At 65.4% G+C, this 15,994-nt stretch carries 18 protein-coding genes; all 18 read right to left on the bottom strand.

All coding sequences use genetic code 11. The features are described 5' to 3' along the window. Positions 1 to 184: 184 nt before the first annotated feature. The 18 genes from CK218_RS01820 to flgB all read right to left on the bottom strand — a co-directional run bounded on the left by CK218_RS01820 (position 185) and on the right by flgB (position 15,968). A complete protein-coding gene (locus CK218_RS01820) occupies positions 185 to 778 on the bottom strand; it encodes a transglycosylase SLT domain-containing protein (protein ID WP_245299767.1) in 594 nt (197 codons plus the stop codon). Continuing rightward, the gene (locus tag CK218_RS01815) at positions 708 to 2,093 is read right to left on the bottom strand and encodes a flagellar hook-length control protein FliK (RefSeq protein WP_082980692.1); all 1,386 of its coding nucleotides are present in this window, start codon (positions 2,091 to 2,093) and stop codon (positions 708 to 710) included. Before CK218_RS01815 ends, CK218_RS01820 begins: the two co-directional genes overlap by 71 nt. Beyond that, a complete protein-coding gene (locus tag CK218_RS01810; protein WP_095826693.1) occupies positions 2,090 to 3,517 on the bottom strand; it encodes a chemotaxis protein MotC in 1,428 nt (475 codons plus the stop codon). The genes CK218_RS01815 and CK218_RS01810 overlap by 4 nt, the downstream gene beginning before the upstream one ends. After that, the gene (locus tag CK218_RS01805) at positions 3,514 to 4,959 is read right to left on the bottom strand and encodes a MotB family protein (RefSeq protein WP_095826692.1); all 1,446 of its coding nucleotides are present in this window, start codon (positions 4,957 to 4,959) and stop codon (positions 3,514 to 3,516) included. The genes CK218_RS01810 and CK218_RS01805 overlap by 4 nt, the downstream gene beginning before the upstream one ends. Continuing rightward, positions 4,956 to 5,582 (bottom strand): hypothetical protein, encoded by a 627-nt coding sequence (locus CK218_RS01800; protein ID WP_095826691.1) that lies wholly within the window; start codon positions 5,580 to 5,582, stop codon positions 4,956 to 4,958. The genes CK218_RS01805 and CK218_RS01800 overlap by 4 nt, the downstream gene beginning before the upstream one ends. 3 nt (positions 5,583 to 5,585) lie before the next feature. Further along, positions 5,586 to 7,244: a flagellar basal-body MS-ring/collar protein FliF gene (gene fliF, locus CK218_RS01795; RefSeq protein WP_095826690.1), complete on the bottom strand. Its 1,659-nt coding sequence runs from the start codon at positions 7,242 to 7,244 to the stop codon at positions 5,586 to 5,588. Positions 7,245 to 7,431: 187 nt separating this feature from the next. Beyond that, a complete protein-coding gene (locus CK218_RS01790) occupies positions 7,432 to 8,316 on the bottom strand; it encodes a flagellin (protein ID WP_067002412.1) in 885 nt (294 codons plus the stop codon). Positions 8,317 to 8,597: 281 nt separating this feature from the next. Beyond that, positions 8,598 to 9,482: a flagellin gene (locus CK218_RS01785; RefSeq protein ID WP_067002410.1), complete on the bottom strand. Its 885-nt coding sequence runs from the start codon at positions 9,480 to 9,482 to the stop codon at positions 8,598 to 8,600. A gap of 235 nt (positions 9,483 to 9,717) precedes the next feature. Then, entirely contained in the window at positions 9,718 to 10,449 is a 732-nt protein-coding gene (fliP, locus tag CK218_RS01780) for a flagellar type III secretion system pore protein FliP (RefSeq protein WP_067326066.1), read from the bottom strand. After that, the gene (locus tag CK218_RS01775; protein WP_095777165.1) at positions 10,446 to 10,940 is read right to left on the bottom strand and encodes a flagellar basal body-associated FliL family protein; all 495 of its coding nucleotides are present in this window, start codon (positions 10,938 to 10,940) and stop codon (positions 10,446 to 10,448) included. The genes fliP and CK218_RS01775 overlap by 4 nt, the downstream gene beginning before the upstream one ends. A gap of 17 nt (positions 10,941 to 10,957) precedes the next feature. Beyond that, positions 10,958 to 11,662: a flagellar basal body L-ring protein FlgH gene (gene flgH / locus CK218_RS01770; RefSeq protein WP_095777166.1), complete on the bottom strand. Its 705-nt coding sequence runs from the start codon at positions 11,660 to 11,662 to the stop codon at positions 10,958 to 10,960. Beyond that, complete coding sequence (locus tag CK218_RS01765) at positions 11,659 to 12,192, bottom strand: MotE family protein (RefSeq protein ID WP_179294412.1); 534 nt, start codon at positions 12,190 to 12,192, stop codon at positions 11,659 to 11,661. The genes flgH and CK218_RS01765 overlap by 4 nt, the downstream gene beginning before the upstream one ends. 62 nt (positions 12,193 to 12,254) lie before the next feature. Continuing rightward, positions 12,255 to 13,496 (bottom strand): flagellar basal body P-ring protein FlgI, encoded by a 1,242-nt coding sequence (locus CK218_RS01760; RefSeq protein WP_095826688.1) that lies wholly within the window; start codon positions 13,494 to 13,496, stop codon positions 12,255 to 12,257. Further along, a complete protein-coding gene (gene flgA, locus CK218_RS01755) occupies positions 13,493 to 14,035 on the bottom strand; it encodes a flagellar basal body P-ring formation chaperone FlgA (RefSeq protein WP_095826687.1) in 543 nt (180 codons plus the stop codon). The genes CK218_RS01760 and flgA overlap by 4 nt, the downstream gene beginning before the upstream one ends. 6 nt (positions 14,036 to 14,041) lie before the next feature. Then, on the bottom strand, positions 14,042 to 14,830 hold the full coding sequence (gene flgG / locus CK218_RS01750) for a flagellar basal-body rod protein FlgG (protein WP_067002397.1): 789 nt from the start codon (positions 14,828 to 14,830) through the stop codon (positions 14,042 to 14,044). A 9-nt stretch (positions 14,831 to 14,839) separates the two neighbouring features. Next, entirely contained in the window at positions 14,840 to 15,169 is a 330-nt protein-coding gene (locus CK218_RS01745) for a flagellar hook-basal body complex protein FliE (protein WP_095826686.1), read from the bottom strand. Then, positions 15,169 to 15,585: a flagellar basal body rod protein FlgC gene (flgC, locus tag CK218_RS01740; protein WP_067326083.1), complete on the bottom strand. Its 417-nt coding sequence runs from the start codon at positions 15,583 to 15,585 to the stop codon at positions 15,169 to 15,171. The genes CK218_RS01745 and flgC overlap by 1 nt, the downstream gene beginning before the upstream one ends. 2 nt (positions 15,586 to 15,587) lie before the next feature. Continuing rightward, a complete protein-coding gene (gene flgB, locus CK218_RS01735) occupies positions 15,588 to 15,968 on the bottom strand; it encodes a flagellar basal body rod protein FlgB (protein ID WP_067002392.1) in 381 nt (126 codons plus the stop codon). Positions 15,969 to 15,994 lie beyond the last annotated feature (26 nt).

The following is a 15,994-nucleotide window of genomic DNA, read 5'->3' as shown; positions in this document are numbered from 1 at the left end:
GAAAGCGGTATCCGGTGCGGTGAATCCTGAAAAACCGTCATTTCTTGTAGCTATTTTCTTGGGAGTTTTTTTGGGAGCCGTAATAAAGCCGGCCGTGAAGGGACTATTCGCGGCACTGGATAGAGGGCTGCCGGCGGCCGCTGTGAACCCCATCGCGGCGGACCAAAGGCATATGGTTTTGCAACTAATGGTTGCAGAACGCGCTGGCGTTCGGCGTCCATTTGCCGAAGCCGGTGGCGACCATGTTGGCGATGACGCGGCAGACATAGACCTTCTGCGCCGGGTCGTTGTCGGGGCCGGCATGATAGCGGGCGACGGCCATCGACCAGGTCATGTGGCGGGCGTGGAGGCTCGCCAGGAAGCGCGCCGCGTAGTCGACGTTCTGGTGCGGGTCTAGCATGTCCTCGACGCTGCGGAACTGCGCGCCATGATAACGATGATTGATCTGCATGCAGCCGAGATCGATCAGCGTCTTGCCCTCGCGGCGGGCATTCTCGAACGTCGCCAGCGCCTCCCCTCGGCTGCGCGGAAAAACAGCCTTTCCTTCTACATTCAAAGCGTTGGGCTGAAGGCTGCCCTTCTTTCCCGTTTCTGTTAGGCCGACCGCGTAAAGGATACCGGCCGGCACGCCATAGCGATCGGCGGCGCGCAGGATTTCCGGCTCGCAAGGATTGGGCGCGGCTTTGGCGGCGACGGTCGCGGCCAGACTAGATATAGATATCGTCGCCAGCGCGCTCGCGAAGAGGCGAAGCAGCGCGGCCGAATTCCTGTGCGCCATTGCCGTCGTTCCTTCCCGGTTGCCGATCGCCGCCGGCGCTGTTGCCGCCCGAGTTCCCGGGCTGGAACGAAGGCTGTTCGCGGCCCGTGGACATCGGCGGTGCGCCGCTCGCTTCGACGCGACCGGGCGAATGGACCGCTATCGAGGGTTGCATGATGGTGACGTGATCGACGTCGAAACCAAGACTGCGGAGCGACTTGACGATGGCGTCGCTGTCGGCGGTCAGACGGCGGTACGCCTCGTGCGTTTCCGGCTTCATCTCGATCGAAAGCTGCTCTCCGGAAAGACGCAGGCTGGCGGTGACCGTGCCGAGGTCAGCCGGGTGGAGCTCGATCTTCAGGACATGTGTCGAAACGGCAACAGAGTTGGTCGCGTGCGAGCCGATCGGAGCGCTCGAGTAGGCCTGCTGAACCCCGCTGTCAGAGGCGATCGCCTCAGCCAGCGCCGATACCGTCTGGCCGAAGGCGTTTTGGGCCGGCGCGGGGAAGCTCTGCTGGCTGACCACATCCATGCGCGCGGCGGCAGAGGATGGCTTGGCTTGATTGTTCGATGCGAGGGCTTGCGCCGTTTGCGCGGTCTTCTGGGCGGCCGCCGGACGCCAGCCTTGCGGCGTCGTTGCGTCGGTTGCGGCTCCTTGCGTTCCAGACCGGATGTCGTCCTTGCGGATCGACATGTCCGGGCCCTGACCAGCGCCGGCCGGTTTCTGTCCGAAATCGAGCCCGGGCTTCTCGGTCGCCATCGTCGCGCGACCGGATCGCGGCAACGGCTCGCTGCCTTCGGAAGCGTCGGCCAACATGCGTTTGCCTTGACGGATCGCCAGCTGCGAAGACGCGGCCTGGCCGATCGAGGGCTCTCCCTCGACAGAAGATCCACCGCGCTCGGCATTTGTCGACGTTGCGAAGTGGCGGATGTCGCCCAGCGCCATCAGCAGGGGAAAACCGTCCTGAAGCAGAGCGCTATCTGACGATTGCGCCGCCGCATCGGCATCGTCCGTGGCCTTTACATGGTCAGCCTCGGCGCCATTCTTCGCGGCCTTTCCGGCCGCTGGCTTCGGCGCGGCAGTCTTGTTCTGGCCATCCTGATCGGGTGGTGGCTTGGGCGGACCGGCGAGGGCGCGCCGCGCCGGCTGCGCATCGGAAGACACAGGCTCGGCCGGCTGCTTTGCCTGCCGCGCCGATTGTTCGGCGCCATGCACCATCTCGCCAAAATTCGAGCCGTTTTCCTTGCTGTCGGCAGGATGCTGCCGCGATTGGACCTGGGCGGATGCAAGTCCCGGCGTGGCCTGGCTCACGCTGTTCATTTGGGCGCTGGTCATTTGGGAGCGGCTCCAAGTAGCTGGTCGATCTGGTCGAGCTGGCGGCGCGCTTTGAGCATCGCGGCATCGGTGGGATCGTGCGGATCGAGGCTTGCTGCGGCCGCCGGCGTGGATGCAGGCAGCACGGATGGCGTTTCGGGCTGCGCAGGAGCGGGGGCTTGAGCCTCGGCCGCGGCCTGAGCCGTCGTCGGCGGAGCCGGCGGCGCGGACGTTGCGGCCGGCGCGTCCGCCGGCTTGACCGGGGCCGGCTGCTCGGCCATCGCGCCTTCCACCGGGGGCAACCCTTCGGCGTCGGCCTGGCTCGCAGCCTCGGTTTCAGCGGGTTTCGCGGCATCGCTTTTGGCCGGACCGGCCTCCGTCTCATTCATGGCGGCCGCACGCACGGGAGCGACGACCTCGCCGGCAACGGCCTGTGCCGCATCGAGCAAAGCGCGGTCGCTCTCCGAAAGCTTGCCGCGATCGACCTTGCCGAGCCTCGCGCGTACATCATCGATCGTGGCCGATGTCACCGTGGAGAGGCCCGAATAGAGCACGGCGCGCGGGTCGTCCTGATTGCCTTTGCCGTTGCGGCCCTGCTCGGCCCGGGCCGAGGCGAAGGCGGAGAGGTCGCTCAGCCCGTCGATCGCGGCGCGGCGCGCGATGCGCAGAAAGATCACCTTCTCGCGCTCGGGGTCCATCATCGAGGTGATGTCGGCGAGCTTGTCTTGGCTGATCGACATGTGCAGCGCAATCACACCGGAGACGAAGGAATCGGCGAACTGACTGGCATAGGGGGAATAGAGATAGCCGGCGACATATTGCGTCGAGGCAAGCGCGAAGCGCGCGGCGTCGCCTTGTGTCGCTGCGAGGCCGACCGAGCGGCGAAGCGCTGCCTCCTCGACCAGTGTGCCGGGGCTGAGCAGGCGGGCCTCGTCCAGCAGCGTCAGCGCCGTTGCGGGTTCATCGGTCGCAAGCAGCGAGCCCTTGACCAACGCCAGGAAGGCGCCGAGGTCGGCGGGCACGCTCATCGGGTCGATCGGCTTCAGGATTTCGATTGCCGCGGCCGGCCTGCCGTTGAGATAGGCGACGACCCCTTTGGCGATGGCGAGGCTTTGCGGGTCGGTCGCCGCGCGCGAAGCCGCCGCCTCGACTGTGACGGGATTGCCGCCGCTCATGCCATAGACGAGCAGAGCGCGGAAATTCTTCGGGTCCTTGAAATCGCCGGCATCGGCGGCGCGAAGCCTCGCATCGGTCATTTCCAGCAGCTTGGCCTGCATCGGCAGCGCCGCATGATCGCCTCCGGCGATGCGGTCCTGGACCAACTGCAGCGAGCGCACCAGCTGGTAAGGCTGCAGGCCGTCATCCTGTGCAAAAGCGGCAGCGGGCGGTCCTGCGGCGAGCAGCAGCAGCCCGACCGCGCGGCCGATGGCGGTCCTGACCCTCATCCGCCGGTCGCCATCAGGATCTCGATGCGGCGGTTGGCGGCGGCCAGCGGATCGGACGCGATCTTGGGCTGGCGGTCGGCGAAGCCCGCGACCTCGGTGATGCGGCTTTCGTCGACGCCGCCGCGCACCAGCATGTAATAGGCGGAGTGGGCGCGGGCGGTGGACAGCCGCCAGTTGTCGTAGGCGTTGCTGCGGAACGGCCGCGCATCGGTATGGCCGCCGATGGTGACGGTGCCCTTCTTCTCGTTGATGATGCGGCCGATCTTCTCCATCGCCAGCACCATCTCGCGGCGCGGCACGGCCGAGCCGATCTCGAACATGCCGAAGTCGAACTGATCGGTGATCGAGATGACGACGCCCTTGTCGGTTGCCTCGACGGAGACGCCCTCGGCCAGCTTGTCACCGGGCGCGAAAGCCTTGGCCAGTTCCTGCTTGATTTCGGCGGCCGCCTTGAGGGCGGCGCTGCTCGGGACCTTCTTTCCGTTGTCGGAGGCTTGCTCCGGCTCCGCCTTTGCCGGCTCGGCCGTCGCCGCTTCGGCCCCTGCGGCTGCCGGCATCGCAGCATCGGTCGCAGCAGCCTCCGCCTTTTCGGCTTCTGCCTTTTCAGCTGGGGCTTTCTCGCCCTTGATCGCCTTGCCTTCGGCCTTCCCGACTTTCGTGTCGCCGTCCGATCCGGCGACCACCTTGGCACCGGGTTTTTCCGGTGTCGCCAACGGCTCGAGCGGCGCATCCAACTGCGGCGGTGCCGGCGGAGCGGCCTTGACTTTCGGAACATCGGTCTCGGCGACCTTCTCGCCGGGCCTGGCCGGATCGCCTTCGATCCTCCTGCGTTCGGCGCTGGCCTCGGCGCCGGGTGTCGCAACCTGCTGCGACCAGAAGTCCGGCGCGAAAGGATCGCGATAGGATTCGCCGCCGGAAGCGCCGGTCGCCGGACCGGCGTTCTGAGCGCCGCCTTCACCCTTGGCGCTGACATTCTGCATCACGCCGGTATCGGTAGCGATCTCCGACAGCACGGCATAGGGATCGGCAAACAGATGCTCGTCGGAGAGATCGGATTTCTGCGAGGCCTCCTTCGTCTGCCTGCGGTCGGAGGAGCCGGCGCCGCCCTTGCCGTCTTCGCCGGCCTTGCTCGCGCCATCCTGCGGATTGTCGGCCGTGAGGCCAACCTTGCTCGGGCCGTCGCCAAGGTCTTCCAGGCCCTTGCGGCTGGAATTGCGATCGATCAGCTCGACCGGGTTGAAATAGCTGGCGACCGCCGCCTTGGTCTGCTCGTTGGCGGCGTTGATCAGCCACATGACGAGAAAGAAGCACATCATGGCGGTCATGAAGTCGGCAAAGGCGATCTTCCAGACGCCGCCATGATGGCCGTCGTCATGACCGTCGTGGTTCCGCTTGACGATGATGATCTCGTGCCTGGCCTCGCCGTGGTCGATGGCGCTCATGACAGGACCTCCGACAGGGAAGCCGACCATTCGGCGATGCGCGTCTCGAAGACGGTTTCATCGATGGCCACGGTCAGGTCGAAGCCGGCGGCCTCGGTGAAATCGAGATTGGCCGCGCGATCTCCAAGCGCTGCCTTCAGCGGCTCGAACAGCAACAGCGGCCCGCGCACGCCGATACGCACCGCCTCACTGTCGGCAATCGCGGCGCTTACGGTACGGGCAAGAGCTTCGATCGAGCGCTCCTGCAGATCATCGCTGACCACGCCGCCGATGATGCGGGCGACGGTGGCGGCGGTGAGCTCGGCCACGCGCGCTTCCATGGCATCGATCCGTGTCGCGACCGCCGCCCCCAGATCGCCGCCGAAGCTTTTGAGGAACGCCTTTGCCGCATCGTCATTGGCCTGGCGTTCGGCCTCGAGGGCCGCCTCGTGGGCGGCCGCGAGCCGCGCCCCGAGTGCTGCTTCCGCATCGGCCACCGCCTCGGCGATCAGCGCGCCGATGTCGGCCTGCGGTGGCGATACGTCTGGCTTGCGCTCGATGTCAGGCGCTGACGGTGCCTGGCCGGCGCGCGGGGCGCGCGAACCGAAATCGGGCAGGAGATCGAAAAGGGCCGCCGAAGCCATGGCTTAACCCGCGGCTTCCGGGGCGGCCGCCCATTTGCGCAGGATCTGGGCGGTGCGTTCCTCGTTGAGGTCGACCATGCGTGCTAGCCGTTCCTGCGGCGCAGGCCTGATCTTCTGGCGCAGGTCGTCGAGCGGAGTGGCGCCCGGCCGGGCGCCCGGCAGCGCGCCGACGGCCGTGTCGGCTGCGATTGCGGCCACCGGCGCGTCGGGGGTCGGCAGCGAGCGCTGGACATCGTCGAAGCTCGGGCCGGAGAGGGCCGCGGGCTTGGCCGACGCCGTCAGCGCGGCCGCCATCGGCCGCAGGCCGAAGAAGGCGACCAGGAACACGACGACGATGAAGGCGCCGGCATTGATCAGCGTGCCGGTGTATGTACCGATCGAGGCGAGGATGCCCGGCTGGTCGATCGGCTCACCGTCCAGCCCGTCGATGAACTCGACCGCCGAGACATCGATGACGTCGCCGCGCTTCCCCTCAAAGCCAGTGGCGGAGGCCACCATCTTCTGGATATCGGCGACGCGCTTGGCAATCTGCTCGGGGGTGGCGTCCTTGCCGAGGATGGTCTTCAGCCGATCCTGGTTGACGACGACGGCGATCGACATCTTGGTCACCGAGTAGCCGTTGGAAACGGTGGCGATCTTCTTGGAGTTGATCTCGTAGTTGGTGATCTCCTCCTTGCGATCGTTCTGCGAGGAGGACTGCGGCCCTTCAGTCGTGGTCGTCTGCGTCTCGGGCAGGTTCTGCTCGACGCTGGTCGGGTTCGAGGCCTGCTTCTGGTTGCTGGCCTCGTTGGTGCGCACCGACTGCACCGAACGCTCGACGCGGGATTCGGGATCGAAGATCGTTTCTTCGGTCTGTCGGGTGTCGGTATTGACGTCGGCCTTGACGCTGGCGCGGAAATTGTCGGGGCCGAGATAAGGCGTCAGCGCGCGGCGGATGTTGTCGCCGATCTGCGCCTCGACCGTCTGCTCGACGCCGAGCGTGCGGGCAGCACTTGTGTTGGAAGTGTCGTCGCCGGCGGCGAGCAGATTGCCGTTGGAATCGAGCACGGTCACCTTGTCGGCCGACAGGCCGGGAACCGCTGCGGCGACGAGGTGGCGGATCGACTGGGCGCTCTTCTCGGCATCGACGCCGGCATAGCGGATGACCACCGAGGCCGAGGGCTGCTGCTCGTCGCGGCGGAAATTGGCACGCTCGGACATGACGATGTGTACGCGCGCCGCCTTGACGCCAGCGATCGACTGGATGGTGCGCGCGATCTCGCCTTCCAGCGCACGCACGCGGGTGATCTGCTGCATGAACGAGGTGAGGCCGAGCGAGCCGACATTGTCGAACAGCTCGTAGCCGGCGTTGGCGCTGGTCGGCAGGCCCTTTTCGGCCAGCAGCATGCGCGCCTGCGCGGTGGTGCCCGCCGGCACCAGCACCGATGTTCCGTCGGCGCCGACATCGAAGCCGATGCCGGCCTCGCCCAGCACCAGGCCGATCTGGTTCACGTCGCTGCGGTCGAGCCCGACATAGAGCGTCTCGTAGGCCGGGCGATTGAGATAGACCGAGCCGACGGCGATGACGGCCATGACGAGCGCGGCGATGCCGCCCATGAGAGCGAGACGCCTAACGCCGAAGCCGCGGAGGTTCGCGATGAGGCTCTGGATCTGTTCCGGCACGATTCAACCGCTCCCAGCATGACTTTCCGCCGGAAGACTAGACCGCGAAGCTTGTGCGAGGATGATAGTGCGCGCGGCCAGGGGCTATGCTAGGCCCGAACGGCCCGGAGGCAGCAGCCCAACGCGCAAGAAAAAGGCCGCGCCCGAGACGCGGCCTTGCGATGGAGGGGTTGCCTCAGCGGAAATATCAGCTCTTGAACAGAGCCAGGATCGACTGCGAGTTGCCGTTGGCGATCGACAGCGCCTGGATGCCGAGCTGCTGTTGCACCTGGAGCGCCTGCAGGCGGGTCGATTCCTTGTTCATGTCGGCATCGACGAGGGCACCGACGCCCTTGTCGATCGAATCGGACAGGTTCGACAGGAAGCTCTGCTGGGTGTCGATGCGCGACTTGGCGGCGCCAAGGTAGGCAGCGCCGGTGGAGAGCTTGGCAAGCGCCGTTTCAACGCTGTCGAGCGCGGTGTCGACGGCGGTGTCGGATACGGCCGCGGCACTTGGATCGAAGAAGGTCGTCGCAAGCAGCCCGCCGACGATGCCGCCCGTGCCGGCGGTGTCGAGAACCTGCGTGTCGGTCGCTGCCACGTCGATGGTGTCGATGGAGACGGTCGTGCCGGTGCGGTTGTACGAAGCCACGACATGCAGGTCCGAGGCGGCCGTGCCGTCGTTCTGCAGCAGGTTCGAACCGGCATAGCTGGCATTGGTGACCGACGACCTGATCTGGTCCTGGATGGCCTTGATTTCGGTCGCGATCTTCTGCTGGTTGTCCTGACTGGCGCCACGCGCGGTGACCAGCTTGGCCTTGATCGCGTCGACCTGGTCCTTGATGTCGGTGATGGCGGTGTAAGCTGTGTCGACCTTGCCGGCGCCGAGGCCGAGCGCGTCCTGGACGGCCGAGAGCGCCTTGTTGTCGGACCGCATCGAGGTGGCGATCGACCAGTAGGCGGCGTTATCGGAAGCGGTGGCGACACGGTAGCCGGTCGAGATGCGGCCCTGCGTCGTCTCAAGCGCCTTGTTGGTGGCGTTGAGGCTCTGCAGCGCGGTGAGCGCGGCGGCGTTGGTCATGATGCTTGCCAAGATACACCCCTTCTCAAAGCAGGCATGCCTCGCGCATGCCGGTCAACTCTCTGGCGGGGGCGGTCATGCCTGTCGACCGTCGGTCGGCCCGTCATAGCGATTGGTTAACCATAGCTAGCGCGTCACAGTTAACGGCGCGTTAAAAGCCAGCCTTGAAACCGCGGTGCGGTAATATTTCTCGAGGCAAGAGGCGCGCCTCGGAGGGGCAGCAGCATCAAAAATGAAAATCGGGCCGCGCTGGTGGCGCGACCCGACAAGGATGCCTGAAGTTCGCCGGGCGATCAGCCGCGGAAGAGCGACAGGATCTGCTGCGAGTTGCCGTTGGCGATCGACAGCGCCTGGATGCCGAGCTGCTGCTGCACCTGGAGGGCCTGCAGGCGGGTCGATTCCTTGTTCATGTCGGCGTCGACCAGAGCGCCGACGCCCTTGTCGATCGAGTCCGACAGGTTCGACAGGAAGCTCTGCTGGGTATCGATGCGCGACTTTGCGGCACCGAGCGAGGCGGCGCCGGTGGACAGCTTGCCGAGCGCCGTTTCAACGGTGCCGAGCGCGGTGTCGATAGCGGTGTCGGCGACGGCGGCGGAGCTCGGATCGAAGAAGGTCGTCGCAAGCAGACCGCCGACGATGCCGCCGGTGCCCGCCGTGTCGAGGACCTGCGTGTCGGCAGAGGCCACCTTGATGGTGTCGATGGTGACGGTCGAGCCGGTGCGGTTGTACGAAGCAACGATGTTCAGATCGGAAGCAGCCGTGCCGTCGTTCTGCAGCAGGTTCGAGCCGGCGAAGTTGGCGTTGGTGACCGACGACTTGATCTGATCCTGGATGGCCTTGATTTCGGTCGCGATCTTCTGCTGGTCTTCCTGGCTGGCGCCGCGGGCGGTAACCAGCTTGGTCTTGATCAGGTCCACCTGATCCTTGACGTCGTTGATGGCGGTGTAGGCTGTGTCGACCTTGCCGGCGCCGAGGCCGAGCGAGTCCTGAACGGCCGAGAGCGCCTTGTTGTCCGACTTCATCGAGGTGGCGATCGACCAGTAAGCGGCGTTGTCGCTGGCGGTGGCGACACGGTAACCGGTCGAAATGCGGGACTGGGTGGTCTCGAGCTGCTTGTTGGTGTTGTTCAAGCTCTGCAGCGCGGTCAGCGCAGCGGAATTGGTCATGATACTGGACATGATACTCGTACCTTGGTTTTTACACGGATTTTTTTGACATACCGGCTTGTCCGGTATGACGGTGCGGCATCATGCCAATGATCGCTGAGACCCGATCACCCGCCATCTGGAGCGGACTATGCGGGCAAGTTCCTACCAAACGGCTAAACTGGACGGTTAATCCAAAATAATTCGCAGGGGCTTTAGCAGCCGAAGCCTTGGCGCTTTGAATGCAGTCCTGGAGCCCGGTGGGCGGTCAGGTAAAGGATCGCACCAGGCTGCCGACCAGAAGGTTCCAGCCGTCAATCAGCACGAAAAACAGGATCTTGAACGGCAAGGAAACCACCGTCGGCGGCAGCATCATCATGCCCATCGCCATGGTCACGGTGGCGACGATGAGATCGATCACCAGGAATGGCAGCACGATCAGAAAACCGATCTCGAAGCCGCGCCTGATTTCCGAGATCATGAAGGCGGGCACCAGAATGCGCAGGTCCACGGTGTCACGCGAGACAGTCTGGCCGCGCTCGCGGGCGAGATCGGCAAAAAGATCGAAATCCTTGTCGCGCACATTGTGCAGCATGAAGCTGCGAAACGGATCCGAGATCTTCTCGAAGGCCTCGGCCTGGGTGATCTGGTTGTCCATCAGCGGCTTGACGCCGGTGTTCCAGGCCTGGTCGAAGGTCGGCGCCATGACATAGAAGGTCATGAACAGCGACAGCGAGATCAGGATCAGGTTGGCCGGCGTCGACTGCAGGCCGATGCCGGCGCGCAGGATCGAGAAGGCGATGACGAAGCGGGTGAAGCTCGTCACCATGATCAGCAGGCCCGGCGCCACCGAAAGCACGGTGAGCAGCCCGAACATCTGGATGAGATAGCCGACCGTGGTGCCGTCGGCCTTGCCTATGCCGCCGAGATCGAGCTGCTGGGCCGCGGCGACGGAGGTGGTGATGACGATGAGCGCAGTGGCGATGAGGAACTTTCTCATTCGAGCAGCATCGTCCTGATGAGAACCTGTTTGACGTGGCCGCCGCTGCGGAGCGCCGCACGCTCGTCGAGATCGGCCTTGAGATGCTGGTAGCCGCTGGCGCCTTCGATCTGATGCATCTTCAGCGTGCGCACGAACGCCAGCAGGTCCTGATGGATCTGCTCGGTCATGTCCTGCGGCTGCGGCGCGTCGTAGAGCACCGATGCCTCCAGCCTTATCCAGACTTCGCTGGGGGCGGCGAGATTGGTGGTGATCGGCGCCAGTTGGACCACCGTCGGTCCGGCGATCTGTTTGCCCACTTCGGCAGACTTCTCCGGGTTGCCGGCGTTCTCGGGTGCGGCAGGAACCGGCGCCGGGGCTTCTCCCTGCTTGAGATAGCCGCCCGAGAACCAGCCCATGCCGACGGCCGCCCCCGTCATGGCCAAGAGCATGGCGAGCTGGACCACAAGGGAAGGTCCCTTCTTGGGCTGAGCCTGCTCGACATTTGACACGACAGCGCGCTCCCGGCCTAGAAAGGAAGAACCTGGTCGAGGATCTGCTGGCCGTAGGCCGGCTGCTGGACCTCGCTCACGCGGCCGCGTCCGCCATAGGAGATGCGTGCCTCGGCGATGCGCTCGTAGGGGATGGTGTTTTCGGCGCCGATATCGGAGGGACGCACCATGCCGGCGATGGTGAGGACCCGAAGCTCGTAATTAACGCGCACTTCCTGCGACCCCCTGATCATCAGATTGCCGTTGGGCAGCACTTCGGTGACGACGGCGGCGACATTGAGCTCGAGATTCTCCGAGCGATTGATCTCGCCGTCGGCGTTGGTCTCGGTGCTGGAGCTCAAGCCGGCATCGCCCTTGCCGCTGGTGCTCTTGCCGTCCCAACCGAGCGTCACGTCGTAGCCGAGCTTGCGCGCGGCGGTGCGGCTGCGGTCGTTCTTGTTCTTGAAATTAGCCTTGTCGTTGAGCTTGATGTTGACGGTCAGGATATCGCCCTCGCGCAGCGCCCGCGGATCGGTGAAAAGCCTGCTCTGGCGATCATCCCAAAGCGAGAATTTCTTGACGGGTCTCGCCGGCGGCTCCGGATAGGAGTAGGGGGCAGCGCCGCCATTGCCGATGCCGGAGCCGACCGGTGAGAGCGCAGGCTCCCGGCCGACTTCCTTGAGATCGGTGCCGCAGCCGGACAGTGCCGCCGCCGCGACAAGGACGAGCAATTGCAACTTCATGACGGATCAACCCTTCGCGCCGCGCTGGCCATGATGCCGGTGAGCGTCGCCGCCGCCTTCTGGTCCATTTCGTTGAGGATGACGCCGGCTTTGCGCGCATCGAGCTTCATCAGGATGGCCGCAGCGAGCTCGGCGTTGACCATTGCCAGGCGCTCGGCTGCGGCGTCTGGCTTCATGCCGGCATAGATCTTGACGACGCTCTCTTCGGCGCGCGCCAGGAATACCTCGCGTCGCTTCAGCCACTGCTCGTACTCGGAACGTTTTGTCTCCAGCGCTTTCATGCGCTCGTCGATGCCTGCCTGGAGCTGCTTCAGCTCCTCGGCCTGCAAGGCGTAGCGGCGGTCGCGAGCCGCATCGGCGATGTTGGAGCAGAAGCGCTGGATCTCGCTCTCGTCCGGCGTCTTGCCGCGCGCGAGATCAGCCGGCTGGGCCGGGGCCTGTCCGCCTGGCAGCACCTGGCGGACTTCTTCCGCGCGACCAGGATTGCCGCCCATCAGCGCAGCGATCGCGACAGCGGCTATCAGCTTCATGGTCGTATGAAGTCTGCGGCGACGATGCGGGTTTGAGGAGAAGAGCTCGATCATCGGCATGCCTATTGGAGAACCAGGTCGGCCTGCAGGGCGCCGGCCGACTTGATGCCTTGCAGGATGGCGATGATGCCGTCGGGCTTCACGCCGAGACGGTTGAGACCGGAGACGAGCGTTTCAAGGTCGGGGCCGTCGAGCACGGCGACGCGGGCGTCGGGTCGCGAGGCCTCGATGGCGGTGAAGGGTTCGACCGCCGTCTCGCCCTTGGAGAAGGGCTCCGGCTGAACCACTTTCGGCGCCTCGGTGATGCGCACGGTGAGCGTGCCGTGGCTGATGGCGACGCGCGAGATCTTGACGTTGTTGCCGATGACGATGGTGCCGGTGCGCTCGTCGATGACGACGCGGGCAGGCGCATCCGACTCGACGACCAGGTTTTCGATCTCGGCATAGAAGCGCGCGGCCGATACGTTCTTCGGCCGTCTGATCTGCACGGTGCGGGCATCGCGCTCGGCCGCAACCCGCATGCCGAAGCGCTGCGAGGTGTAGTCGTTGATGGCGTCCGCGATGCGGATGGCGGTCGAGAAATCGGGATTGCGCAATTGCAGCGTCAGCACGCCCTGGTCATCGAACTCGGCGGGCACCGAGCGCTCGACGATGGCGCCGTTCGGCACGCGGCCGGCGGTGGGCACGCCTTGCGTCAGTTGCTCTGCCTGGCCCTGGGCGGTGAAACCGCCCACGATCACCGAGCCTTGGCCGACGGCGTAGATCTCGCCGTCCGCGGCCTTGAGCGGCGTCATCACCAGGGTGCCGCCGGCAAGCGAGGTGGCATCTCCCATCGAGGAGACGTCGATGTCGATGCGCGCGCCCGACTGGACGAAGGGCGGCATGTTGGCGGTGACGATGACGGCGGCGACGTTCTTGGCGCGCGCGCTGCCACCTTCGGTGGCGATGCCGAGGTTCTCCAGCATGGCGCGGATCGACTGTTCGGTGAACGGCGAGTTGCGCAGGCTGTCGCCGGTTCCCGCCAGGCCGATGACCAGGCCGTAGCCGACGAGCTGGTTGTCGCGCGCGCTCTGTAACTGGGCAATGTCCTTGATGCGCGCGGCGACCTGGCCGGGCGGCAGCGTGCTCGGTCCCGTCGAGACGCGGAACATGCGGGTGGTGGTCGCCGGATCGTATTCCGGATCGTCGTAGACGCCGCCATTTTTCTGCGCAAGTTCGCGCTTGGCCTTGGACGTGAGCCCATCGGCGAATGCGGGCTGAAGACCGATCGCGGCGCTCAGCAGAAGGGCAAAGACGCGCCTCACGATGCGCCGACCCGAATCGTGCCGTCGGCCATTACCGTGCCGGAAATGATCTTGCCGCTGTCGACATTGCGAATTTTGATGAGGTCGCCGGCGGCGCCCGGCTGCAGCGTGACGCCGGCGGCCGAGATGGTCAGCGCTCCGGCGGTGAAATAGACCTGCACCGAGGCACCCTGCTCGACCAGCCAGGCATCGCGGATCGCGGCCGCCGGAATGTAGCGGCCGGGCACGAGGGTGCGCTTGGCGACCTTGCCCTGAAGTTCCTCGGAGCGCGTCGCCATTCCGTCCGGCTTGTGCTTGCCCGGGACAAGCGTCACCTGCTTCAGCGCCGCAAGTTCGATCGTCTCGCCGGGATAGATGACCCGGTTGGGGATCAGCACGGCTTCGCCGACCGCTTGATTGGCGGCGAGCTGGTTGGCCGACTCCCCGGATCGCAAGGGAGATGGGCCCGTCTCTTGCGCAAGTGCCGGCACGCCGACGACCACCAGCGCAAGGGCCAGCACGACGCGACGAAAAGCAGGGCAGGAAGCCGGCATGGCCATCGTCGGTTACCTGATGTTCTTTGAGACCACCGAGGCCATGTCGTCAGCGGCCTGGATGACCTTCGAGTTCATTTCATAGGCGCGCTGCGCCGAGATCAGCTCGGTGATTTCCTTGACCGGATCGACGTTGGAGGACTCCAGATAGCCCTGCTCGATGGTGGCGAAGCCCGGATCGCCTGGAACGCCGACATTGGCCGGGCCGGAGGCCGCCGTCTCCTGGAACAGATTGTCGCCGAGCGGCGCCAGGCCCGCCTCATTGGCGAAGTTGGCGATCTGAAGCTGGCCGAGAAGCTGAAGGTCGGTCTGGCCGTCGATACGGGCAAAGACCTGGCCGGTCTTGTTGACGATGACCTCGACCGCGTCGGTCGGCACGGTGATCGCCGGAATGACGGTGGCGCCGTCGGCGGTGACCAGCTGCCCGGTGGCATTGGTGTTGAAGGCGCCGGCGCGGGAGTAGAGCGTGCTGCCGTCGGCGCCCTCGATCTGGAACCAGCCGCGGCCGGTCAGCGCCAGGTCGAAGCTGTTGCCCGTGCTGGTCAGCTCGCCCTGTGTGTGGACGTTGCGCACGGCCGTCGTCTTGACGCCGAGGCCGATCGAAACGCCCTCGGGCACGAGCGAGGTGTTGGAGCGGTTGGGCACCCCTTGGGTGCGATCGACCTGATAGAGCAGGTCGGAGAATTCGGCGCGCGCCCGCTTGTAGCCGGTGGTGTTGATGTTGGCGATGTTGTTGGCGATGACTTCCAGATTGGTCTGCTGGGCGTTCATGCCGGTCGCGGCGATGGCAAGGGCTTTCATGACGCGGTCCTAGATACTCATGCGGCTGATTTCGAGATAGGCCGAGACGACCTTGTCGCGGATGGCGATCGTCGTCTGCAGGGCCTGCTGGGCGCTCAGCACCGCATCGGCCACCTGGCGGGTGTCGGCGTCGCCCTTCAGCGCCTGGATCGACATCTGTTCGGCGTTCTGCAGCGTGTTGACGGTCTTGGTCGCAGCCTGGCCGAGAGCCTCCGCAAAGCTGCTGCCGACGCCTTCGCCTGCTTTGGTGCCGACGCCGCCCTGAAGCAGGCCCGGCGAGGCGGCCTCCGTGCCGTCGATTGCCGGTTTGAACTGTAGTGCCCCGATACCGCCGATCATTACTGGTTCCTCATCAGGTCGATGGTCATGGAAATCAGATCGCGAGCCTGCTTGATGACCTGCAGGTTGGCCTCATAGGAGCGGTTGGCCTCGCTCATGTCGGCCATTTCGACCAGCACGTTGACGTTGGGCATCTTCACGTACCCTTTTGCGTCGGCGGCTTCGTTGCCGGGCTGGAACTCGATCGGGAAGTCCGACGGGTCGCGCGCGATCGAGCTCACCTCGACCAGCGAACCACCGCTCGTCCGGTCGAGCTCGGACTGGAAACTGATCGTCTTGCGGCGATAGGGATCGGCGCCAGGCGTGTTGCCCGTCGATTGCGCATTGGCGAGGTTCTCCGACACCACGCGCAGACGCTCCGACTGGGCGCCAAGGCCGGATGCCGCGACTTTGAGGGCTGCGGTCAGGGCGTCCATGGTCAGCTCTTCACCACCATCGTCATCATCGAATGGAAGGCTTTGACGATCGCCGTGTTGAGCTCGAAGGAGCGGCGCACTTCGCCGGCCTTCATCAGCTCGTCCTCGAGCACCACCGTGTTCTTCGACGGCATTATCGAGCCCGTGACATCCTCAGGCTTGAGATTGAAGCCGGCATTGGTCCCCTCGGCGCCCAGATGGCCGGTCTGGGTGGCCGCCAGCGTCACCGCAGTCCGGTCGAGGACCTTTTCGAACGGTTCGACGTCGTTTGCCGTGTAGCCCGGCGTGTTGGCATTGGCGATGTTGGATGCGATCGCCGACTGGCGCACGGCCAGCCATTGCGACTGCCGGGTGGCGAGGTCAAAGAGGTTGACGGATTCCATGGGACTCTCCGGGCGAGTACGCACAA

Origin of the sequence: Mesorhizobium sp. WSM3879 (genome assembly GCF_002294915.1) — a bacterium.
Classification (GTDB): domain Bacteria; phylum Pseudomonadota; class Alphaproteobacteria; order Rhizobiales; family Rhizobiaceae; genus Mesorhizobium.
The sequence above is the reverse complement of the archived record's forward strand: the minus strand, read 5'-3'. Positions and strand labels throughout refer to the sequence as shown.